This window comes from Sphingomonas canaveralia (assembly GCF_047238125.1).
In the GTDB taxonomy this organism is placed as follows: domain Bacteria; phylum Pseudomonadota; class Alphaproteobacteria; order Sphingomonadales; family Sphingomonadaceae; genus JBDFMH01.
This window is the reverse complement of sequence record NZ_JBDFMH010000001.1, coordinates 481,039-502,151: the sequence shown is the minus strand read 5'-3', so window position 1 is coordinate 502,151 and position 21,113 is coordinate 481,039. Positions and strand designations below refer to the sequence as shown.

Sequence of the window (21,113 nt, the reverse complement as noted above, 5' to 3'; positions counted from 1 at the left end):
GGCTGCGCGCTATTCCCCGCGCGCGGCCCGCAATGCCCGCCATTTGGCGACATTGGCATTATGCTGCGCCAGTGTCTCCGCGAAGACATGGCCGCCCGTCCCGTCCGCCACGAAATAGATCGCCTTGCTCGGCGCCGGATCCAGCACCGCCGCGATCGACTCGCGTCCCGGGTTGGCGATCGGCCCGGCCGGTAGCCCAGCCTTCGCATAGGTGTTGTAGGCATTCACCGCGTCGAGCTCCGACCGACGGATACGTCGTCCGAGCGGCCGGCCTTTCGTGATCGGGTAGATCGTGGTCGGATCGGCCTGAAGCCTCATACCCATGCGAAGCCGGTTGGAGTATACGGCAGCGACCGTACGGCGCTCAGATGGGATACCCGTCTCTTTCTCCACGATCGACGCCAGGATCACGGCATCCCGCTTGTTCACGACGGCAGTGGACGGCTTGCGCGAAGCCCAGAGCGTGTCGACGGTCTTGGTCATCGCCGCCTGCATGCGCTTCAGCACGGCAGCCCGTTGCTCGCCGCGCTCGAAACTATAGCTGTCGGGCAGAACGGAGCCTTCGGCGGGAACCACGACCTTGCCGGTCAACAGGGGCTCGGCCGTCAGCTTTTCATGGACCAGCACGGCCGGCATGCCTTCCGGGATCGTCACCATCCGCTGCAAAGTCCGCCCCGCCTGCAACAGGGAGAGGATTTCCCGTGCGCTTGCGCGAGCCGGGAACTCATACTCACCGGCCTTGATTGCCGCCGATCCACCGAACAGCTTGGCGTTGCGAAGGAAATCGCGTGCCGACCGGATTGCCCCTTCCCGTTCGAGCACGCGCGCGGCGGCCGTTAGGGTGGCACCTTCGGGGATCGAGACGGCCACTGCCCGGTCGGCAGGTCCCGCGCCGGTCCAGCCGTTGCTGACATAGAACCACGCACCGCCGGCCGCTGCCAGCAGCAGGATCAACAGGATAGGCCGGGTGCGGCTGCGCCGACGCGCCCGGCCCGCCATGTCAGTCGACCGCCCGCAGGACCAGCGATGCGTTGGTGCCGCCGAAGCCGAACGAGTTGTTCAGGACAGCGCGCACCTTCCGCTTCTTCGCGACAAGCGGAACGAGATCGACGCCCAGCACGCCGTCGCTCGGATTGTCGAGGTTCAGCGTCGGCGGCACGATCTGATCGCGGATCGCGAGGATGCAGAAGATCGATTCGACTGCGCCTGCGCCGCCGAGCAGATGCCCGATCGCCGACTTAGTCGACGACATCGACACGGTTTCGATCGCATCGCCGAACAGCCGGCGCACGGCACCGAGCTCCAGCTCATCGCCAAGCGGCGTCGATGTGCCATGGGCGTTGATATAATCGATGTCGGATGGCTTCAGGCCCGACTTGCGCAACGCCATTTCCATCGAACGATAAGCGCCAGAGCCTTCCGGATGCGGGGCAGTGACGTGATAGGCATCGCCCGACAGGCCGTAGCCGATCACCTCGGCATAGATTTTCGCGCCGCGCGCCTTCGCATGCTCATATTCCTCGAGGCAGACGACTCCCGCGCCTTCGCCCATCACGAAACCATCACGATCCTTGTCATAGGGCCGCGACGCCTTTTCAGGCTGGTCGTTAAACGCAGTCGACAGCGCGCGCGCCTGCGCGAAGCCGGCGATACCCAGCGGGCAGATCGCGCCTTCTGCGCCACCTGCCAGCATGACATCGGCATCGTCCATCGCGATCATGCGGGCGGCGTCTCCGATCGAATGCGCGCCGGTCGAACAGGCAGTGACGACCGCATGGTTCGGGCCCATCAGACCATATTTGATCGAGACCTGCCCCGAGATCAGGTTGATCAGCCGACCATGCACGAAATGCGGCGAGACCCGGGCCGGCCCCTTCTGGTGCAGCACGATCGACTCGCTCTCGATGCCGGGCAGCCCGCCGATGCCAGCGCCGATCGAGCAGCCTGCACGGAAGCGCTCGGCTTCGCTCATCTCGGTCAGCCCCGCATCCTCGAGCGCCTGGCCGGCGGCATCGATGCCGAACACGATGAAGGGATCGACTTGCCGCTGCACCTTGTGGTCGACGCGCCGGTTGGCATCGAACCCATAGTCATGGTCGGCGGGCTTCACCTCGCAGGCGATGCGGCACTTCTGATCCGACGCGTCGAAACGCGTGATCGGGCCAGCGCCCGACTTGCCGGCCAGGATATTGGCCCAGCTGGTCTCGACATCGGCACCCAGCGGGGTGACGAGGCCAAGGCCGGTGACGACGACACGACGCATGCGCGTCCCTCCTCTCGAACGCGAAACGGCTCCCCGGTCATGCCGCGGAGCCGTTCCGACTGGCCTGCTGATGGCCGGGCCACCCTTTTCCGGGCCGGCCCACCGATCGGTTCAGCCCTTGTGGGTTTCGATATAGCTGATCGCATCCTTGACGGTGCCGATCTTCTCGGCCGCATCGTCGGGGATCTCCACGCCGAACTCTTCCTCGAACGCCATCACCAGCTCGACGATGTCGAGGCTGTCGGCGCCGAGATCGTCGATGAAGCTGGCGTCCTCGGTGACCTTCTCGGCTTCGACGCCGAGATGCTCGACGACGATCTTCTTCACGCGCTCGGCGGTCTCGCTCATATTCTTACCTTCCTCCAGGCTTGTTGCCGGTTGCCCTAGCGGTGGGCAGATAGGGTTGCAAGTGGCCGGGGTTAAGCCCCCGTCACGAGATCATCGCCATGCCGCCGTTCACATGCAGCGTCTGGCCGGTGACATAGCCGGACTCGCGACTGGCGAGATAGACGACCGCGGCCCCGATATCAGAGCCTTCGCCCAGCTTGCCCGCGGGAATCCGCGCGGTAAGCGTCTCCTTCTGCGCATCGGGCAGCACATCGGTCATCGCCGATCGGATGAAGCCCGGCGCTACACAGTTGACGGTAATGTTGCGGCTGGCCAGTTCCTGCGCCAGCGCCTTCGACATGCCGACCAGGCCTGCCTTGGACGCCGCGTAATTGGCCTGCCCCGGGTTGCCGGTCGCGCCCACCACCGAAGAGATCGAAACGACCCGACCGAACCGCGCCTTCATCATCGGCTTGGCCGCGGCGCGGATCAGGCGGAAGGCGGCTTCGAGATTGACGCGGATCACCTGATCCCATTCATCGTCCTTCATCCGCATTGCCAGGTTATCGCGCGTCACGCCGGCATTGTTGATCAGGATATCGAGCTTGCCGCCCAGCGCCGTCACCGCACGCGGGACGAGCCCGTCGACCGCCGCTCCATCGGAAAGATCGCAGTCGAGTGCGACATGATCGCCACCCAGCGTCGCACGATAGGCTTCCAGCTTGTCGACATTCGAGCCCGACAGCGCCAGCCGCGCCCCCTGCCCGGCCAGCGCTTCGGCAATCGCGGAGCCGATCCCGCCACTGGCGCCGGTTACCAGTGCCGTCATCCCGGTTAGGTCGAACATCCCATCCTCCTGGTCATCTCTGTTCAAAGCGGTCGCGCGCGCCGCGCCCTACAGCGCTTTCGAAAGCTGCTCGATATCGTCCATCGTGATCACGCTCGTCACCTGCGCGTCCGGGGCGATCCGCTTGATCATCGGACCCAGCACCTTGCCGCCGAACTCGACATAGTCAGTGACACCAGCTTCCCACATCGCCGCCACGCTCTCGCGCCAGCGCACCCGCCCGGTCACCTGTTCGACCAGCAGGCCGCGGATCGTATCAGGGTCGGCGACCGCAGCGGCGGTCACATTGGCATAGACCGGCACCAGCGGCGGTTGGAGCGCAGCCTTGTCGAGCGCTTGGGCCATGGCATCGGCGGCGGGCTGCATCAGCGGACAGTGGAACGGCGCCGAAACCGGCAGCAGCACCCCACGCTTGATACCATGATCCTTCACCAATGCGATGGCGCGCTCGACCGCACCGCGGTGGCCGGAAATCACAACCTGCGACGGATCATTGTCGTTGGCCACGGTCAGGACTTCGCCGGCCGCAGCCGCATCGCAAAGCGCCTGTGCCTTGTCGATATCGGCCCCGAGCAGCGCGGCCATCGCCCCTTCGCCGACCGGCACCGCCGCCTGCATGGCACGGCCGCGCAGCTTCAGCAGGCGCGCGGTCGTCGAAAGGTCGAGCGCGGAGGCGCCGCATAGCGCACTATACTCGCCAAGCGAGTGACCGGCGACATAATCCGCCTTCTCGGCGAGCCGGATGCCACCCTCGCGCTCCAGAACCCGCAGTGTCGCGATGGCGTTTGCCATGATCGCCGGCTGGGCGTTCTCGGTCAGCACCAGCTGATCTTCCGGCCCTTCCGCCATCAGCCGCGTCAACGACTGGACCAACGCGTCGTCCACTTCCTGAAATGTCTCGCGCGCGGCCGGGCTGGCCGCGGCAAGCCCGGCGCCCATGCCGACGGACTGGCTGCCCTGGCCAGGAAACAGGAATGCACGCATGATCTTGGGTCTCCGCCGGGATCGGGAAAGTCGGCCGGATTAGGAGCGCGCGCCATGGCTGGCAACCCGGTACGCTCGCCGCAACACCTTGCCCCCGGGCCCTTACGTCGCTATAGCGCGCCCGTCCTGCGGGCTGCGACCCGCGGAGGTCGGTGCGCACGGCGGGGGCGATGCCCTACGCGTGGCGCACCCTTTTCGCATTTGCGTGAAGCCCCTCCGCCTCGCTGCGTGCCGGACGCCGTCGTCGGCATGGGGCCGCGGCGGCATTTCGGCCAAAAGACCTCCGGATCCAACCGGATGGCCGGAAAAAATATAGCGACAGGAAACTCCAACCCTATGGCAAGCGCCGCCACACCGAGCCGCGACGATTTCGCGGCCCTCCTGAACGAAACCCTCGGCGAGCATGAGAGCTTCGAGGGTCGCGTCGTTCAGGGCACCGTCACCGCGATCGAGAACGACATGGCCGTCATCGACGTCGGCCTGAAGTCCGAGGGCCGCGTCGCCCTGCGCGAATTCGCCGCTCCCGGCCAGAAGGCCGAGCTTTCGGTCGGCGATACGGTCGAAGTCTATGTCGATCGCGTCGAGAATATGCACGGCGAAGCAATGCTGTCGCGCGATCGCGCACGCCGCGAAGCCGCCTGGGACAAACTTGAGGGCGAGTTCGGCGAAGGCAAGCGCGTCGAAGGCATCATCTTCGGCCGCGTGAAGGGCGGCTTCACCGTCGACCTGAACGGGGCCGTGGCGTTCCTGCCCGGCTCGCAAGTCGATATTCGCCCGGTTCGCGACGTGACCCCGCTGATGGACATCCCGCAGCCGTTCCAGATCCTGAAGATGGATCGCCGCCGCGGCAACATTGTCGTCTCGCGCCGTGCCGTGCTGGAAGAAACCCGCGCCGAGCAGCGCACGGGCCTGATCCAGAGCCTGGCCGAGGGTCAGGTGATCGACGGCGTCGTCAAGAACATCACCGATTACGGTGCCTTCGTCGATCTCGGCGGGATCGACGGCCTGCTGCACGTGACCGATCTGAGCTACAAGCGCGTCGGCCACCCGAGCGAGATGATCAACATCGGCGATACGCTGAAGGTGCAGATCATCCGCATCAACAAGGACACGCAGCGCATCTCGCTGGGCATGAAGCAACTCGAGAGCGATCCGTGGGAAGGCGCAGCCGCCAAATATCCGATCGGTGGCAAGTTCACCGGCCGGGTGACCAACATCACCGAATATGGCGCCTTCGTGGAGCTGGAGCCGGGGATCGAGGGCCTGGTCCACGTGTCAGAAATGAGCTGGACCAAGAAGAACGTCCATCCGGGCAAGATCGTGTCGACTTCGCAGGAAGTGGACGTGGTCATCCTCGAGGTCGATCAGGACAAGCGCCGGATCTCGCTGGGCCTGAAGCAGGCGATCAACAATCCGTGGGAGGCCTTCGCCGAGGCGCATCCGGTCGGCTCGACCGTGCAGGGCGAAGTCAAGAACGCCACCGAGTTCGGCCTGTTCATCGGGCTGGACGGGGACGTCGACGGCATGGTCCACATGTCCGACATCGCCTGGGGCATTTCCGGCGAGGACGCGCTGAACCTGCATCACAAGGGCGAGACCGTCGAGGCGATCGTGCTCGACGTCGATCCTGAGAAGGAGCGTATCTCGCTCGGCATGAAGCAGCTTGAGCGTGGCGGCGTGTCGGCGGACTCCGCCACTTCGGCTGGTCGACTGGGCAAGAACTCGGTCGTCACCGTCACGGTGCTCGAGGTTCGCGATGGTGGCCTCGAAGTGCAGGCCGGTGAGGATGGCGCGACGGGCTTCATCAAGCGCGTCGACCTCGGCCGTGACCGCGACGAGCAGCGTCCGGAGCGTTTCCAGGTCGGGCAAAAGTTCGACGCCATGGTGATCGGCTTCGATCGTTCGAAGAAGCCGAACTTCTCCGTCAAGGCGATGCAGCTCGCGGAGGAGAAGCAGGCCGTTGCGCAGTATGGCTCGTCCGACTCGGGCGCGTCGCTGGGCGACATTCTGGGCGAGGCGCTGAAGGCGCGGAACAGCAAGAGCTGATCGCCCGGCCGGCATACCTGAAACTGCGCGATGGGGCGTGGGGCAACTGCCCCGCGCCCCATTTGCTTTTTTTCAATGGCTTGGCTCGTCGCAAAAGTGACGGAGGTCATATTTTCGCTCCGGCGCTAGCGGTATCCATTCGATCGCAAACCGGGTGTTTTTCCGCTAATCTTGAGCAAGATGTTGCAATCGTTACCGAGGCGAAATAGCCGGCACTATATAGTTGATCCTGATCGGACGGCACTTGTGTGGGGACGGGGCCAGATGGTCGGCAAGGCGTAGGCGGTCAACGGTGGGTCGCACCACATATTGGGGGAATTGCAATGATCAGATCTGAACTCGTGCAGAAGCTGGCGCGCGAGAACCCAGAGCTCTCGCTGAAGGAAGTCGAACATATCGTCGCGCTCTTCTTCGATGCGGTGATCGACCAGCTCGCTGCATCCGGACGAGTCGAGCTCCGCGGGTTCGGCACTTTCTCGACGCGCGCGCGTGATGCGCGCACCGGGCGCAATCCGAGGACCGGCGACACGGTCGATGTCGATGCCAAGCGTGTGCCCTATTTCAAGCCCGGCAAGGAGATGCGCGCGCGGCTGAATGTCTGAGGGCTTGACCGGGGGCCCCGACGCGGGCCTTTGTGCGCTGGTGCGGGCGTGGCGAAACCGGTAGCCGCAGCGGACTTAAAATCCGCTTCCCTCGGGAGTGCGGGTTCGAGTCCCGCCGCCCGCACCAGCGATGTATCGGATCAGAAGGCTTCGACCGGCAGGGCCATGATCGCCTCCGCCCCGCCCTCGATCTTGCGCCGCAACGCGCCCGCATCCGGCAGGATCCGTTCGCCATAGAAGCGCGCCGTCACCTGCTTGGCCTCATGGAACGCACGATCGCCTTCGCCCGCCGCGATCGCAGTGGTCGAGGCACGCAGCATCTTCAGCCACATCCAGCCGATCGACACGATCCCCATCAGCGTCATGTAGCTATAGGCAGCGGCGCCGGCATTGTTCGGTTTGGTAAGACCATTCTGCATCAGCCACATCGACGCGGCCTGCAGCTCGCCAACGGCCTTTTCCAGCCGCGCGGCATAGTCCGCGGCGGCCGGATCGGCTTTCGCAGCCCCGATTTCTTCCGAGATGATGGCGAACAGCGCCATGATTGCGCGGCCGCCGTCCTTGCCCAGCTTGCGACCCACCAGATCCATCGCCTGAACGCCGTTGGCGCCTTCGTAGATCATCGCGATCCGCGCATCGCGGACATATTGCTCCATGCCCCATTCGCGGATGTAGCCATGGCCACCATAGATCTGCTGCGCATTGGTGGCGATCTGGTAGCCCAGATCGGTGACATAGCCCTTGATCACCGGCGTCAGCAGCGAGATCAGATCGTCCGCGGCCTGGCGCTCCTCGGCCGTCTGGGCCTGATGCGCGAGATCGACCTGCAGCCCGCCCCACAGGCACAGCGCGCGCGACCCTTCGAGATTGGCTTTCGCCTCCATCAGCATCCGCCGGACGTCGGGGTGGACGAACAGCGTATCGGCCTTCTGATCCGGCTCGGCCGGGCCGGTCAGTGCCCGACCCTGGCGACGGTCCTTCGCATACTGGACCGCATTCTGGTAGGCGATCTCGCCCTGTCCCAGCCCCTGCAGGCCGACGCCGAGCCGGGCAGCATTCATCATGATGAACATCGCCGCGAGGCCCTTATTCTCCTCGCCGACCAGCCAGCCCGTGGCGCCATCGTAGTTCATCACGCACGTCGCGTTCGCATGGATGCCCATCTTGTGTTCGATCGATCCGCACGAAAGCGCATTGCGCTCCCCGGCGTCGCCGTTCGCGTCGGGCAGGAACTTCGGCACGACGAACAGCGAGATGCCCTTCACGGTGTCCGGCGCACCCGTGATCTTGGCCAGCACGAGGTGGACGATGTTGCTCGTCAGATCATGCTCGCCCGACGAGATGAAGATCTTGGTGCCTGTTATCCGATAGCTCCCGTCCGGCTGCGGTTCGGCGCGGGTGCGGATCAGGCCAAGATCGGTGCCGCAATGCGGCTCGGTCAAATTCATCGTGCCGGACCATTCGCCCGCCACCATCTTGGGCACATAAAGCGCCTTCTGCGCGTCCGATCCCTTGGCCAGAAGCGCCGCGGTCGCGCCCATCGTGAGCCCGTTGTACATCGCGAACGCCATGTTGGCGGAAACCAGATATTCCTCGAACGCGGTCGCCACGACGTGAGGCAAACCTTGACCGCCAAACTCTTCCGGCCCGGCCAGCGTCGTCCAGCCGCCGGCCATGAACGCGTCATAGGCAGCCTTGAAGCCGACCGGCGTCGTCACGCTGCCGTCGTCGTGGCGCGTGCATCCTTCCAGATCACCACTCTGATTGAGCGGGAACAGCATGTCTTCGCAGAACTTCGCGCCTTCGGTCAGCACCGCCTCGACCATGTCAGGCGTCGCATTGGCGAACCCGGGCAGGTTGGCATAGCGCTCCAGCCCCAGCACGGCATCCATCACATAGCGGCTCTCGCGCACCGGGGCGGTATAGGTCGGCATTGTCCTGCTCCCTGAAATTCAGTTGCGGCTGTCCGCATTCTCGGCGCGGCTCAGCAGATCGACAAATGCGTCCAGCTCCTCAATCGCATCGTCTATATCGGCGCGCTGGCGCTGCAGTTGCGCGATGTGATCGCGGCATTTCTCGATCGTTACGTGGCGCTGGGTCCAGCGGCCATCGCCGAGATCGTAGAGGTCGATCATCTCGCGAATGTCGGATAGGCTGAAGCCGACGCGCTTGCCGCGCAGGATCCAGGCCAGCCTCGCACGATCGCGGCGCGAATAGACGCGGGTCAGCCCGATCCGCTGCGGCGCGATTAGCCCTTCATCCTCATAGAAGCGTAGTGCCCTCGCCGTAACGCCGAACTCCTCCGACAGATCGGAAATGGTGAAGCTTTCCCGCCCCTGGGCATCAGGCATGTGGATGGCGGCGCGGGCGGCAGCGTTCGACATGCCGAAAAACTATGTGACGTTGACGTGAACGTCAATCCCTTCCCCTACGGCGTATCAACGAATACCAGCCGATCGCCGTCGATCCGGCGATAGAAGCAGCTGCGTCGACCGGTATGGCACGCTGGACCATTTGGTCTGACTCGCAGCCATACGGCGTCCTGATCGCAGTCGATTCGCAGTTCCAGAACCTTCAGCACATGGCCGGACGTCTCCCCCTTCCGCCACAGCCGGGCGCGCGAACGCGACCAGAAGACGGCGTCGCCGGTAGCAATGGTCGCCGCCAGCGCATCGGCATTCATGTGCGCCAGCATCAGCGGCTCTCCGCTGTCGATGTCCGTCGCGATCGCCGTGATCAGCCCGTTCGCATCATAGCGCGGACGCAGCAGGTCCGTCTCTTCCGCAGTCCTCGGCATCGGCTTCTCCGGCTATCCCCAAGCAGATGGGGCGACAAAGCCCCAAGCCCCCCCTATATGCGCGCCAACGCCCCTGCCACTGCCGGATTCGCAGATGCTGACCACACACCCCTTCGATCCCGATATCGACGGCGATACGCTGCGCGAGGAATGCGGGGTGTTCGGCATCTGGAACGCCGATACCGCTGCGGCGATGGCCGCTCTTGGCCTTCACGCGCTCCAGCATCGCGGCCAGGAGGCGGCCGGAATCACGAGCTGGGACGGCAAGGCGTTCCACACCCACCGTGCGATGGGGCATGTCGCGGGGAATTTCGACCGGCCGGACGTGATCGAGCGTTTGCCGGGCCGAGTTGCATGCGGCCATGTCCGCTATTCGACTACGGGCGAGACCGCATTGCGCAATGTGCAGCCGCTGTTTGCCGAGCTGTCGTCCGGCGGGTTTGCGATCGCGCATAACGGCAATCTCTCTAACGCGCAGACCTTGCGCAAGGATCTCGTCCGCCGCGGTGCGATCTTCCAGTCGACCAGCGATACCGAAACGATCATCCATCTGGTCGCCACTTCGACCTATCGCACCTTGCTCGATCGCTTCATCGATGCACTCAAGCGTGTCGAAGGTGCCTATTCGCTGGTCTGCCTGACGTCGGAAGGCATGATCGCCTGCCGCGATCCGCTGGGAGTGCGGCCGCTGGTGATGGGCCGGGTCGGCGATGCCTATATCTTCGCGTCCGAGACGGTCGCGCTCGATGTCGTGGGCGCCAGCTTCATCCGGGCGATCGAGCCGGGCGAGATCGTGATCGTGTCGGACAAGGGCGTCCGCTCGCACCGGCCATTCGCCGACGTGCCGGCGCGCCCCTGCATCTTCGAACATGTCTATTTCTCGCGGCCTGATTCGATCGTCGATGGCTCGTCGGTCTACAGCGTCCGCAAGGCGATCGGGGCGGAGCTTGCCCGCGAGAATCCGGTCGAGGCCGATCTTGTCGTTCCCGTGCCCGATTCGGGTACGCCGGCGGCGATCGGCTATGCCCAGGCTTCGGGTATTCCGTTCGAATTGGGCATCATCCGTTCGCACTATGTCGGGCGGACGTTCATTCAGCCGGGCGATCAGGTCCGCCATCTCGGCGTCAAGCTGAAGCATAATGCCAATCGGGCGCTGATCGCTGGCAAGCGCGTCGTGCTGATCGACGATTCGATCGTGCGCGGCACCACCAGCGTGAAGATCCTCCAGATGCTGCGCGATGCTGGTGCGAAGGAGGTGCATCTGCGCATCGCCAGTCCGCCGACGCGCCACAGCTGCTTCTACGGCGTCGATACGCCTGAGCGGGCGAAGCTGCTCGCGGCCCAGATGAGCGTGGCGGAGATGGGCAAATATATCGGCGCGGACAGCCTGGCGTTCGTCTCGGTCGACGGCCTGTACCGCGCGCTGGGCGAGGATATGCGCGAGGATACTCGCCCGCAATATTGCGACGCCTGCTTCACCGGCGACTATCCGACTCACCTGACCGATCAGGAGGATGTCGAGCAGGTCGACCAGCTCGCGTTGCTCGACGAGCGCGTCGCGGTCTGACCTTTCCTCCCTGCTGATCGAGACCCTGATGACCCTGCCGCTTGCCGATCGCCTTGCCCTTGTTACCGGTGCGTCGCGTGGAATCGGGGCCGCCACGGCCGAGGCGCTGGCGGCGGCCGGCGCGCACATTATCCTGGTGGCGCGGACCGCGGGCGGACTCGAGGAGGTCGAGGACCGCATCCACCGCGCGGGCGGCAGCGCAACGATCGCCCCGCTCGACCTGACCGAGAATGATGCCATCGCCCGGCTTGCTACGGCGATCGCGGGGCGTTGGCAGGCGCTCGACATCCTGGTCCTTAATGCGGCGATGCTCGGCACGCTGGCGCCGGTGCCTGCGATCGATGGCAAGGAATGGGCGCGGCTGCTGACGTTGAACGTGACTGCGCAGCAGGCCCTGATCGCGGCGTTCGATCCGATGCTTCGCGCCAGCGATCGCGCGCGGCTGATCGCGCTCACGTCCAGTGTCGGGGCTGCGCCGCGACCGTTCTGGGGCGCATATGGGGCGTCGAAGGCCGCGCTCGAATCTCTGGTTTCCGCCTACGGCGAAGAGATGCGCAACATCAGCAGCCTGCGCACCGCGATCGTGGACCCGGGCGCGACCGCGACAACCATGCGCGCACGTGCCTTTCCGGGCGAGGATCAGGCGACGCTAAAACCACCGGCTGCCGTCGCCGATGCGATCGTGGCGCTATTGCAGAATGACTTCGAGACCGGGCACCGGCTGCGCATCGAGGCCTGAGGTCAGGTGCGGACCAGCGTGACCTGCGCCACATCGATGCCGCCGCCGCGGAACCCCCCTTCGCAATACATCAGGTAATAGCGCCACAGATCGTCGAAGCGCGCATCGAAGCCGGGCGGCAGGCGATCTTCCGCCACGGCCTGATCGAACGATAGCCGCCAGCGGCGCAGCGTTTCCGCATAATGGAGCCCATAGCCGCTGCGATCTTCCCAGCGCAGGCCCGCAGCCTCGGCAAGAGCGCGGAAACGCGGCTCGTGGATCAGCAGGCCGCCGGGAAAGATATAAGTCTGGATGAAATCGGCGTTGCCGGCATAGCGCGGCCAGATCGCCGGATCGATGCAGATATACTGGATCGCGGCGCGGCCGCCCGGCTTCAGAACGCGCGCGATCGTCTCGAGATAGGTGCGCCAATAATCTTCGCCGACCGCTTCCACCATCTCGACGCTCACGACCGCGTCGACCGGACCGCACGCATCGCGATAGTCGCGCAGATCGATGGTGACAGGCAGGCCGGCGGTGCGCTGTTCGGCAAGCGCCTTCTGTTCGGCTGACAGCGTCAATCCGGTGACCTGCGCGCAATGGTCCGCCGCGGCGGTGCGGGCCAGCTCCCCCCAGCCACAGCCGATCTCGAGCAGGCGATCCCCGGGTTTCAACGCCAGCCGATCGAGCAGCAGCCGATTCTTGCGCTTCTGCGCGATGCCCAGATCTTCGCCCGGATCAGCCGGATCGGCGAACACCGCGCTCGAGTAGGTCATGGTCTGGTCGAGCCATGCGGCGTAGAAATCATTGCCTAGATCATAATGGGCGGCGATGTGGCGCCGTGCGCCAGCGCGCGTATTGCGCCGAACTGCTCGCGCCGCGCGGTTGAAGAGACGGCCTGCACCCTTGGCGCGCCCCGCCTGCCCCAGCCCCTGCCGGTTCAGCACGAACAGGTGGAACAACGCGACCGGATCCGGGCTGGCCCATTCGCCTTCCGCCCAGGCGCGGTACCAGCCGACCGAGCCTGACACGAAGAGCCGCACCAGCGCGCGCCACGACCGCAGGTCGACAACGGCGATCGGCCCTGCGCCGCGCCCGCCCAGCAACCGGCGACTGCCATCGGGCAGCTTGACGTCGATCGCGCCCGCCGCAAGGCCCCGGTCGATCCGATCGAGAGCACGCCGCGCCCCCGGCGCCAGCACCCGCGCCACCAGTCCGCCGCCGACCGCGAAGCCACGATCGGCGGTCACCAGATGGCGACCGCGCGGCGATGGTGCATTCATGCGGCGCGCGTCTTTGCGGCAGCAGCGAGCGCGCGCTCACGCGCTTCCTTGTGGCCGATCAGCTTGTCCGGATAGGTTGCAGGCGCTTTCCCGGCCTCGTGCGGATCGTGGATCGCATCATCACCCAGCCTGGCCAGTTCCGGCACCCAGGTCCGGATATAGTCGCCGGCATCGAATTTCGGGCTCTGCGTCAGCGGGGCCATGATCCGACCGAACGGGTTCGAATCGACCCCGGTACCGGCCACCCATTGCCAGTTGACGCTGTTGTTGCCGTAATCCGCGTCGACCAGCGTATCCCAGAACCAGCGCTCGCCGCGCCGCCAATCGATCAGCAGATGCTTGATCAGGAAGGACGCGGCGATCATGCGGACGCGGTTGTGCATCCAGCCGGTTGCCCAGAGCTGGCGCATCCCCGCATCGACGATCGGATAGCCGGTTCGCCCCTTGGTCCAAGCGGTGAAGTCGCGATCGGCCGCGGCGCCGGTGCGCCATGGCAGCCGGTCGAACGCGTCGCGACCGTTGGTATCGCCATAGCGCGGCATCTGATCGACCAGGTTCGAGGTGAAATCGCGCCATCCCACTTCGCGCAGGAACGGCTCGGCCGCGCCGCGTGCGTGCTTGGCGGTGTGGTGCCAGACGCTGGCGGGAGAGATCTCGCCATGATGGAGGTGGGGCGACAGCCGCGAGGAGCCGTCGATCGACGGCAGGTTGCGCGCCTCGTCATAGGCATCCAGATGCGGCAGGAACCGCTTCAGAGCCGCCTTGGCGCCAGCTTCCCCCGGCGTCCAGACGTCGAAGCCGCCGGCCCAGTCGGGTTCGGTGGGTAGAAGCTTCCAATCTGCCAGCTTGTCCGATGCGATTCGCTTGCCGATTCCCTTCAGGCCGGCCGGCGCGGGGATCGGCAGCGGCGGCGGCATCTGATCCTTGAGCGCACGCCAGAACGGCGTGAACATTCGATACCGGCCGCCGGTGCCGGTGCGGATCGCATCCGGCGGCGCGAGTTGCGTGCCATCATGCAGGCACAGCTCCACCTTGCGGGCGAGCGCCGCTTCCACCTGCTGCCACCAGGGCTCGTAATGGCGCAGTGCGTGGACCCGGGCCGCGCCGACCTCGCCCGCCAGTTTCGCCACCTCCGAAGCCGCATCGCCGCGGCGGAGGACGAGCTTCACATCCTTTTCCGCGAGCGAGTCGGATAGAGCGGAAAGGCTGTGATGCAGCCACCATCGCTGCGCACCGCCGATCGGCCATTTGCCCGGCGCGTCGTCATCAAGCACATAGACGGCGACGACCGGCCCCTCGCCCGCGGCGGCGGCCAGCGCGGGTTGATCGGACAGGCGAAGATCCTGGCGGAACCAGACGAGGACGGGATCGGTCATGTAGAAGCGCGCTAGTCGACGCGCGGCTCCTTTTCCACCTGCCATGTCTGACCGCGCGTGATCAGCGCCTGGAGATCGCGTGGCTTGCCACGTGCGGCGGCCTCGTTCTGCGCCGCCACCGCGCGATCGAAGGTGGGCGCCGGATGCTGGAAAATCACGCCAAGCGCGACCGGCATGTCGCCCTTCATGTCGATCAGCATCTGGGCGATGCCCCGGTTGGTCTCGTCATGGACGATCACGCCCGCGGCCTGCCAGTCGCCATCCGATACATCGACGACGTCGAGCCGCAACGCCTGCCGATCGAGCGCGATGCCCCTGGCGCCGCCATCGAACAGCATCGGCCGGCCATGTTCCAGCCAGAGCTGGCGTGCGGCGGCGTTCGCCTTGTCGGTGAAGGCGGCGAACACATCATCATTATAGACGATGCAGTTCTGGTAGATCTCGACGAAGCTGGCCCCGCGATGCGCATGGGCCGCCTTCAATACATCGGGCAGCTTCTTGTGGACATCGATCGCGCGAGCGATGAAGCGGGCGCCGGCACCGAGTGCGAAGCCGCACGGGCTGGCCGGCTGGTCGACCGATCCGAACGGTGTCGAAGGGCTGCGCGTGCCGACCCGCGAGGTCGGCGAATATTGGCCTTTTGTAAGGCCGTAGATCTCGTTGTTGAACAGCAAAAGCTGGCAGTCGAGGTTACGGCGGAGCAGGTGCATCGTGTGATTGCCGCCGATCGACAGCGCATCGCCGTCGCCGGTGATGATCCAGACATCGAGTTCTGGATTGGCAAGCTTGATGCCAGTCGCAACGGCGGGCGCGCGGCCATGGATGGTGTGGAAGCCGTAGGTTTCCATATAGTAGGGGAAGCGGCTGGAGCAGCCGATACCGCTGACGAACACGACATTTTCCGGCGCGACCCCCAATTCGGGCATGGTGCGCTGGACTGCCTTCAGCACCGCATAATCGCCGCAGCCGGGACACCAGCGCACTTCCTGATCGGTTTCCCAATCCTTCGGACCCGTCTTCGCGACGGTCGTCATCTCGTTCATGCAGCCGACCACCTGTCTCGTTTCAGGACGAAGTTCACACCGTTCGAGCGCATCGTTCAGGCCAACGCGTCTGCGATCGCCGCTTCGATCTCGGCGATCCGGAACGGCTGACCGGTGACTTTCGACAGCGGGCGGGCATCGACCAGATACTGGTCGCGCAGCACCGTCTTGAGTTGGCCGCTATTCATTTCCGGCACAAGGATATGCCGATAAGATCCGAGTAGGAAAGCCAAATTTGCCGGTAGCGGCCAGATGTGACGAAGGTGGATGTGGCTGACATCATACCCTCGTGTGCGCATCCGGCGGACGGCCTGGTGGATCGGCCCGAAGGTGGAGCCCCAGCCGATCAGGACAAGCGCGCCGCCCGGTTCGCCGAGCGTGATCTGCTGATCCGGCACCGCGATGCCATCGATTTTGGCACGGCGCAGATCGGTCATCGCCTGATGGTTGGCGGCTTCATAGTTGATGTGGCCAGTATCGACCTGCTTCTCGATGCCGCCGATCCGGTGGAGCAGACCCGGCGTGCCCGGCTTAACCCAGGGCCGGGCGAGCCGCGCATCGCGGGCATAAGGCTTGAACCCGCCGTCAGGAACATCAGCCAAGTGCTTGACGGGAAACGGCTCGTAGCTCGCCATGTCGGGCACTTTCCAAGGCTCAGCCGCATTGGCGATGTAGCCGTCCGTCAACAGCATTACCGGCGTCATGTACCGGGTCGCGATCCGCACCGCTTCGATCGCGCAGTCGAACGCGTCGGCGGGCGAGCGCGCCGCGATCACCGGCAGCGGCGCATCGCCGTTGCGACCATAGACGGCCTGGTAGAGATCGGACTGCTCGGTCTTGGTAGGCAGGCCCGTGGATGGACCGCCGCGCTGCGAGTTGACGATCACCAGCGGGAGTTCGGTCATGATCGCAAGTCCGATCGCTTCCCCCTTGAGCGCGATGCCGGGTCCCGACGACGACGTGACCCCGAGCGAACCCGCATAGGATGCGCCGATCGCAGCGGCGATCGCGGCGATCTCGTCTTCCGCCTGGAAGGTCGTGACGCGATATTCCTTGAGCCGCGAAAGATGGTGGAGGATCGCGGAAGCCGGCGTGATCGGATAGCCGCCGAACATCATCGGCAGATCGGCCAGCGCCGCCCCCGCCACCAGCCCGAGCGAAATCGCCTCGGCCCCGGTGACGGTGCGGTAGAGCCCGGGTTCGGCGGGCGCGGCGGCGATCCGATGCGGGCGGACGGCGGCGCCGATCTCGGCCGTCTCACCATAGGCATGGCCGGCGTTGAGTGCGGCGATATTGGCTTCGGCAAGCACCGGCGCCTTGGCGAACTTGGCCTTCAGCCAATCGACCAGGGGTGCGCGATCGCGATCGAACATCCAGAGCGCCAGCCCCAGCGTCCACATATTCTTGCAGCGCAGAGCTTCCTTCTTGCCGAGCCCGAAAGGCTTCACCGCATCCAAGGTCAGCTGCGAGATATCGAACGCAAGCAGTTGCCATCGCGCCAGACTTCCATCCTGCAACGGATCGGCGTCGTAGCCGGCTTTGGCGAGATTGCGGGTCGTGAACTCGCCGCTGTCGGCGATCACCAGCCCGCCGGGCCGGAGCTGGCCGACATTCACCTTCAGCGCCGCCGGGTTCATCGCCACCAGCACATCGGGCGCGTCGCCGGCCGTCTCCACCGCGGTCGAGCCGAAATTGATCTGAAAGGCGGAGACACCGAACAAGGTGCCCTGCGGGGCGCGGATCTCGGCGGGGAAATCGGGGAAGGTGGCAAGATCATTGCCAGCGAGCGCGGTCGACAAGGTGAACTGGCCGCCGGTCAGCTGCATGCCATCGCCGCTGTCACCCGCGAACCGCACGACCACCGCTTCCGGCGCCGGATCGGCATTCGCCTCGGCCGGAGTCAGCTCATGTACCGCACTTGCCATGCACCGTCCTTGCACCCGCTCCGCCGACAGGGTTAGGCCCGGGGCGGCACGGGTCAACGGGAATCAGGCGATCGCCCCCGCTTCGTCCGCCAGAGCCCACAGCGTGGCGGCATGGCGGCGCGCGATCAGCCCGCGATCCGGGCCGTAGCCGCCGCCGACGGTGCTGGCGATCGGCACGCCGGCATCGCGCGCGGCGCGCATTACCCGGCGATCGCGCGCCGCCAGGCCGGCATCGGTGAGCGCGAGCCGACCGAGCTTGTCATCCTCGTGCGGATCGACACCCGCCTGATAGAGGATCAGATCGGGCGCAAAATCGCGCATCACGCCGGGCAGAACGCCATCGAGCGCGGCCAGATAATCGACATCGCCCATATTATCGGGCAGCGGCACATCGAGCGAGGAGCGTGCCTTGCGGGCGGGGAAATTCTTTTCGGCGTGGAGCGACAGCGTGAAGACGTCGCTGCGGTCCGCCATCAGCGCCGCCGTGCCATCGCCCTGATGGACATCGAGATCGACGATCAGGATGCGCCGGGCATCGCCCTCGGCCAGCAGCCGGTTGGCGGCGATGGCGAGATCATTGAACACGCAATAGCCGGCTCCAGTCGCGTGCAGCGCATGATGGCTTCCGCCTGCGCCGTTGGCGGCGAACCCGTGGACCAGCGCGAGCTTTGCCGCCAGCCACGTGCCGCCCGGCGACATCTGCGCGCGCGCCGCGACGCGTTCGGTGACCGGGAAGCCGATCCGCCGTTCCTTTTCGCGCGGGACGGCGCAGCCGATCACTTCGGCGACATAGTCGGGATCGTGGACCGCCTCGATCCAAGCGCGCGGCATCGGTTGCGGCGGGTGGATCGCCAGAGGACGACCGTCCTCGCGCAGCACATCGAGCAGCGCGCCATATTTATCGGCCGGAAAGCCGCTGCCGGCGATGCGCGGGGCGGAATAGAGCGGATCATGAACGAAATGCAGCGGCATCGATCGCCCAGATAGGGACGCTGGCGGCCACTTCCCAGCCGGGCCGGCGCGTGCCACCTTGGCGGCCATGCGGGCGAAGGAATTGCGGCTGGCGCTGGTCTGCTATGGCGGCATCAGCCTTGCCGTGTACATGCACGGGATCACCAAGGAGATCTGGCGGCTGGCGCGCGCGGGCCGAGGCTTCGATCGCGGTGCGCCCGCGGCGGACGGCAGCGAAGGCGTGTACCAGCGGCTGCTGGGGGAGATCGCCGACGAGGCGGACCTGCACGTGCATGTGTTCGCCGACATCATCGCAGGTGCCTCCGCCGGCGGCATCAACGGCATCTTCCTGGCGCAGGCGATCGCGACCGGGCAGAGCCTGGAGCCGCTGACCGACCTGTGGCTGGATACCGCCGATGTCGATGTGCTGATCGATCCGGCGCAGCGGCCGATGGCGGCGGTCTCCAAGCTGTGGGCCGCGCCGATCGCCTGGGCCGCGGGGCGGCGATCGGGCGGGGCCACCGCCGACCTGGACGCCGCTGTGCGTGCCGAGGTGCGCGCCAAGCTCACCAGTTTCGTGCAGGCCAAATGGTTTGCCCCGCCCTTTTCGGGCGACGGCTTCACCAGGCTATTGCTGGACGCATTTGACGCCATGGCGGCCAGCCCGTGCGGCGCGCCGCTGCTGCCCGACGGGCAGCCGCTGGACCTGATGGTGACGGTGACCGATTTCCACGGCCACCCGGAACGGCTGACGCTGAATACCCCCGCCGAGATCGTCGAGACCGAGCATCGGCTGACGATCGGCTTCAGCGACCGTGGCGAGCAATCACGTACATTGGGCGATGCGGCGGCACTGGCTTTCGCCGCGCGCGCCACTGCCAGCTTCCCCGGCGCGTTCCCGCCGTTCGGGGTGGCGGAAATGGATCGGGTGCTGGCCGAGACCCGGCGGGGCTGGCCCAACCGGGAGACGTTCCTGGCGAGCGCGCTGCCGCGCCACCACGCGATCGGCGCAGCGGAGAAGGCCGTGCTGATCGACGGATCGGTGCTGGCCAATGCGCCGTTCCGCCCCGCGATCGATGCGCTGCGCGACCGGCCGGCCGCGCGCGAGGTGGACCGGCGCTTCGTCTACATCGATCCCAAGCCCAGCCTGCGCGGACAAACAGACGGCAGCGGCGCCCTGCCCGGCTTCTTCCAGACGATCTTCGGGGCCTTGTCCGATATTCCGCGCGAGCAGCCGATCCGCGACAATCTGGAAGCGATCGAGGCGCGCAGCGGGCGGATCGCACGAACCGCGCGGATCGTCGAATCGATCCGCGGCGAGGTGGAAGCGGCGATCGAGGCCGGGTTCGGATCGACCTGGTTCCTGGACAGCCCGACGCCGGCCCGGCTGGCGGCATGGCGCAACAAGGCGCAGGGGCTTGCCGCGCGCGCGGCGGGCTATGCCTATGCGTCCTACGGCCAGCTGAAACTCTCCGCCGTGGCCGACGATCTGGCCCAGTTGCTGGTGGCGCTGGCGGGCGGCGGCGATCGCCACCGCGTGGCACGGGTGCGCGCCGGGATCACCGCTTACATGGCAGCCGAGGGGATCAGCGCGGCCGATGCGATTGGCGGAGCGGGCGCCGCGCCGCAGACGATCGGCTTCCTGCGCGATCATGATCTGGGCTTCCGCATCCGCCGGTTGCGGTTCGTGGCGCGGCGGCTGGGCGAGATCGAGCATCAGGCAAGCACGCCTGACCCGGCATTGGATGGCGCGCGCGACGCCGTCTATGCGAGCCTGTCGCTCTATCTGGATCGGCAGCGGACCGCCTTTTACGGGGAGACGCTGGTCGAGGCGGCGGATGCCGGCCCAACCGAAGTGGGCAAGGCGCTGGCGCGGCTGGCGGCGGCGCGCGATCTGCGATTGGTGGACGACCGCGCCGACGACGCGATGGCGCATGCGCTGGCGGCGTTGCCCAAGGCGGAGCGGCGCGCACTGCTGCTCGCCTATCTCGGCTTCCCCTTCTACGACGTGGCGACGCTGCCGCTGCTGGGCGACGGACAGGACGAATTCAATCCAGTGCGGGTCGACCGGATCGCGCCCGACGATTGCGCCTCGATCCGCGAGGGCGGTGCCGAGGCGACACTGAAAGGCATTCGCTTCAACGCGTTCGGGGCGTTCTTTGCGCGCGCGTATCGGGAGAATGACTATCTGTGGGGGCGGCTGCACGGGGCGGAGCGGCTGATCGACATCGTGGTCTCGACACTGCCCGAGGGACGCCGGCTGCCGCCCGGGCGGATCGCATCGCTGAAGCGCGACGCGTTCCGCGCGATCCTGGCGGAGGAACGCGAGCGGCTGGCAACGATCCCGGAGTTGCTGGCGTCGCTGGAGCGCGAGATCGGCTGAC

18 protein-coding genes and 1 tRNA gene are annotated in these 21,113 nt (G+C 66.1%); 6 read left to right on the top strand and 13 right to left on the bottom strand.

Annotated features, from left to right (window positions below; translation table 11 throughout):
• Positions 1–9: 9 nt before the first annotated feature.
• The 5 genes from mltG to fabD all read right to left on the bottom strand — a co-directional run bounded on the left by mltG (position 10) and on the right by fabD (position 4,421).
• Positions 10–999 carry an endolytic transglycosylase MltG gene (gene mltG, locus ABC347_RS02445; protein WP_413244197.1) on the bottom strand — a complete coding sequence of 330 codons (990 nt, stop codon included), beginning with the start codon at positions 997–999 and terminating at the stop codon, positions 10–12.
• Position 1,000: 1 nt separating this feature from the next.
• Complete coding sequence (gene fabF, locus ABC347_RS02440; protein WP_413244196.1) at positions 1,001–2,263, bottom strand: beta-ketoacyl-ACP synthase II; 1,263 nt, start codon at positions 2,261–2,263, stop codon at positions 1,001–1,003.
• Positions 2,264–2,374: 111 nt separating this feature from the next.
• Positions 2,375–2,611 (bottom strand): acyl carrier protein, encoded by a 237-nt coding sequence (locus ABC347_RS02435; RefSeq protein WP_413244195.1) that lies wholly within the window; start codon positions 2,609–2,611, stop codon positions 2,375–2,377.
• A gap of 82 nt (positions 2,612–2,693) precedes the next feature.
• Positions 2,694–3,437: a 3-oxoacyl-[acyl-carrier-protein] reductase gene (gene fabG / locus ABC347_RS02430; protein ID WP_413244194.1), complete on the bottom strand. Its 744-nt coding sequence runs from the start codon at positions 3,435–3,437 to the stop codon at positions 2,694–2,696.
• Between the two features lie 48 nt (positions 3,438–3,485).
• Entirely contained in the window at positions 3,486–4,421 is a 936-nt protein-coding gene (fabD, locus tag ABC347_RS02425) for an ACP S-malonyltransferase (protein WP_413244193.1), read from the bottom strand.
• Positions 4,422–4,757: 336 nt separating this feature from the next.
• Here fabD and rpsA point away from each other — a divergent pair, with 336 nt between their 5' ends.
• From rpsA to ABC347_RS02410, 3 genes are all read left to right on the top strand, one after another.
• Positions 4,758–6,467 carry a 30S ribosomal protein S1 gene (rpsA, locus tag ABC347_RS02420; protein WP_413244192.1) on the top strand — a complete coding sequence of 570 codons (1,710 nt, stop codon included), beginning with the start codon at positions 4,758–4,760 and terminating at the stop codon, positions 6,465–6,467.
• 323 nt (positions 6,468–6,790) lie between these two features.
• A complete protein-coding gene (locus ABC347_RS02415; RefSeq protein WP_413244191.1) occupies positions 6,791–7,069 on the top strand; it encodes an integration host factor subunit beta in 279 nt (92 codons plus the stop codon).
• 42 nt (positions 7,070–7,111) lie between these two features.
• Positions 7,112–7,196: transfer RNA gene (locus ABC347_RS02410), tRNA-Leu, on the top strand.
• 13 nt (positions 7,197–7,209) lie between these two features.
• Here ABC347_RS02410 and ABC347_RS02405 read toward each other — a convergent pair.
• The 3 genes from ABC347_RS02405 to hisI are packed head-to-tail and all read right to left on the bottom strand — an operon-like array spanning position 7,210 to position 9,866.
• Positions 7,210–9,003, bottom strand: coding sequence for an acyl-CoA dehydrogenase C-terminal domain-containing protein (locus tag ABC347_RS02405; protein WP_413244190.1), 1,794 nt, complete (start codon positions 9,001–9,003; stop codon positions 7,210–7,212).
• A gap of 18 nt (positions 9,004–9,021) precedes the next feature.
• Entirely contained in the window at positions 9,022–9,453 is a 432-nt protein-coding gene (locus ABC347_RS02400; protein ID WP_413244189.1) for a MerR family transcriptional regulator, read from the bottom strand.
• Positions 9,454–9,497: 44 nt separating this feature from the next.
• Complete coding sequence (gene hisI / locus ABC347_RS02395) at positions 9,498–9,866, bottom strand: phosphoribosyl-AMP cyclohydrolase (RefSeq protein ID WP_413244188.1); 369 nt, start codon at positions 9,864–9,866, stop codon at positions 9,498–9,500.
• Between the two features lie 94 nt (positions 9,867–9,960).
• On the opposite strand from hisI, the gene purF reads away from it, so the two are divergent.
• Together purF and ABC347_RS02385 are read left to right on the top strand one after the other, a co-directional pair.
• Positions 9,961–11,433, top strand: coding sequence for an amidophosphoribosyltransferase (purF, locus tag ABC347_RS02390; protein WP_413244187.1), 1,473 nt, complete (start codon positions 9,961–9,963; stop codon positions 11,431–11,433).
• A 28-nt stretch (positions 11,434–11,461) separates the two neighbouring features.
• Positions 11,462–12,172, top strand: coding sequence for an SDR family NAD(P)-dependent oxidoreductase (locus ABC347_RS02385; RefSeq protein ID WP_413244186.1), 711 nt, complete (start codon positions 11,462–11,464; stop codon positions 12,170–12,172).
• 2 nt (positions 12,173–12,174) lie between these two features.
• Here ABC347_RS02385 and ABC347_RS02380 read toward each other — a convergent pair whose 3' ends face one another.
• The 5 genes from ABC347_RS02380 to ABC347_RS02360 all read right to left on the bottom strand — a co-directional run bounded on the left by ABC347_RS02380 (position 12,175) and on the right by ABC347_RS02360 (position 18,750).
• Positions 12,175–13,434, bottom strand: a complete 1,260-nt coding sequence (locus ABC347_RS02380; protein ID WP_413244185.1) for a class I SAM-dependent methyltransferase — start codon at positions 13,432–13,434, stop codon at positions 12,175–12,177.
• Positions 13,431–14,810: a cryptochrome/photolyase family protein gene (locus ABC347_RS02375; protein WP_413244184.1), complete on the bottom strand. Its 1,380-nt coding sequence runs from the start codon at positions 14,808–14,810 to the stop codon at positions 13,431–13,433. Before ABC347_RS02375 ends, ABC347_RS02380 begins: the two co-directional genes overlap by 4 nt.
• Positions 14,811–14,821: 11 nt before the next feature.
• A complete protein-coding gene (locus tag ABC347_RS02370) occupies positions 14,822–15,853 on the bottom strand; it encodes a 2-oxoacid:ferredoxin oxidoreductase subunit beta (RefSeq protein ID WP_413244183.1) in 1,032 nt (343 codons plus the stop codon).
• Positions 15,854–15,909: 56 nt separating this feature from the next.
• Positions 15,910–17,778 carry a 2-oxoacid:acceptor oxidoreductase subunit alpha gene (locus tag ABC347_RS02365; protein WP_413244182.1) on the bottom strand — a complete coding sequence of 623 codons (1,869 nt, stop codon included), beginning with the start codon at positions 17,776–17,778 and terminating at the stop codon, positions 15,910–15,912.
• A gap of 63 nt (positions 17,779–17,841) precedes the next feature.
• Entirely contained in the window at positions 17,842–18,750 is a 909-nt protein-coding gene (locus ABC347_RS02360) for a histone deacetylase family protein (RefSeq protein ID WP_413244181.1), read from the bottom strand.
• A gap of 67 nt (positions 18,751–18,817) precedes the next feature.
• Between ABC347_RS02360 and ABC347_RS02355 the strand changes: the two genes are divergently transcribed.
• Positions 18,818–21,112, top strand: coding sequence for a patatin-like protein (locus ABC347_RS02355; protein ID WP_413244180.1), 2,295 nt, complete (start codon positions 18,818–18,820; stop codon positions 21,110–21,112).
• Position 21,113: the final 1 nt, after the last annotated feature.

Bases quoted from the DNA above. Each gene is read 5' to 3' on its own strand.
- mltG (WP_413244197.1), bottom strand. From the start codon at position 999: ATGGCGGGCCGGGCGCGTCGGCGCAGCCGCACCCGGCCTATCCTGTTG.
- fabF (WP_413244196.1), bottom strand. From the start codon at position 2,263: ATGCGTCGTGTCGTCGTCACCGGCCTTGGCCTCGTCACCCCGCTGGGT.
- ABC347_RS02435 (WP_413244195.1), bottom strand. From the start codon at position 2,611: ATGAGCGAGACCGCCGAGCGCGTGAAGAAGATCGTCGTCGAGCATCTC.
- fabG (WP_413244194.1), bottom strand. From the start codon at position 3,437: ATGTTCGACCTAACCGGGATGACGGCACTGGTAACCGGCGCCAGTGGC.
- fabD (WP_413244193.1), bottom strand. From the start codon at position 4,421: ATGCGTGCATTCCTGTTTCCTGGCCAGGGCAGCCAGTCCGTCGGCATG.
- rpsA (WP_413244192.1), top strand. From the start codon at position 4,758: ATGGCAAGCGCCGCCACACCGAGCCGCGACGATTTCGCGGCCCTCCTG.
- ABC347_RS02415 (WP_413244191.1), top strand. From the start codon at position 6,791: ATGATCAGATCTGAACTCGTGCAGAAGCTGGCGCGCGAGAACCCAGAG.
- ABC347_RS02405 (WP_413244190.1), bottom strand. From the start codon at position 9,003: ATGCCGACCTATACCGCCCCGGTGCGCGAGAGCCGCTATGTGATGGAT.
- ABC347_RS02400 (WP_413244189.1), bottom strand. From the start codon at position 9,453: ATGTCGAACGCTGCCGCCCGCGCCGCCATCCACATGCCTGATGCCCAG.
- hisI (WP_413244188.1), bottom strand. From the start codon at position 9,866: ATGCCGAGGACTGCGGAAGAGACGGACCTGCTGCGTCCGCGCTATGAT.
- purF (WP_413244187.1), top strand. From the start codon at position 9,961: ATGCTGACCACACACCCCTTCGATCCCGATATCGACGGCGATACGCTG.
- ABC347_RS02385 (WP_413244186.1), top strand. From the start codon at position 11,462: ATGACCCTGCCGCTTGCCGATCGCCTTGCCCTTGTTACCGGTGCGTCG.
- ABC347_RS02380 (WP_413244185.1), bottom strand. From the start codon at position 13,434: ATGAATGCACCATCGCCGCGCGGTCGCCATCTGGTGACCGCCGATCGT.
- ABC347_RS02375 (WP_413244184.1), bottom strand. From the start codon at position 14,810: ATGACCGATCCCGTCCTCGTCTGGTTCCGCCAGGATCTTCGCCTGTCC.
- ABC347_RS02370 (WP_413244183.1), bottom strand. From the start codon at position 15,853: ATGAACGAGATGACGACCGTCGCGAAGACGGGTCCGAAGGATTGGGAA.
- ABC347_RS02365 (WP_413244182.1), bottom strand. From the start codon at position 17,778: ATGGCAAGTGCGGTACATGAGCTGACTCCGGCCGAGGCGAATGCCGAT.
- ABC347_RS02360 (WP_413244181.1), bottom strand. From the start codon at position 18,750: ATGCCGCTGCATTTCGTTCATGATCCGCTCTATTCCGCCCCGCGCATC.
- ABC347_RS02355 (WP_413244180.1), top strand. From the start codon at position 18,818: ATGCGGGCGAAGGAATTGCGGCTGGCGCTGGTCTGCTATGGCGGCATC.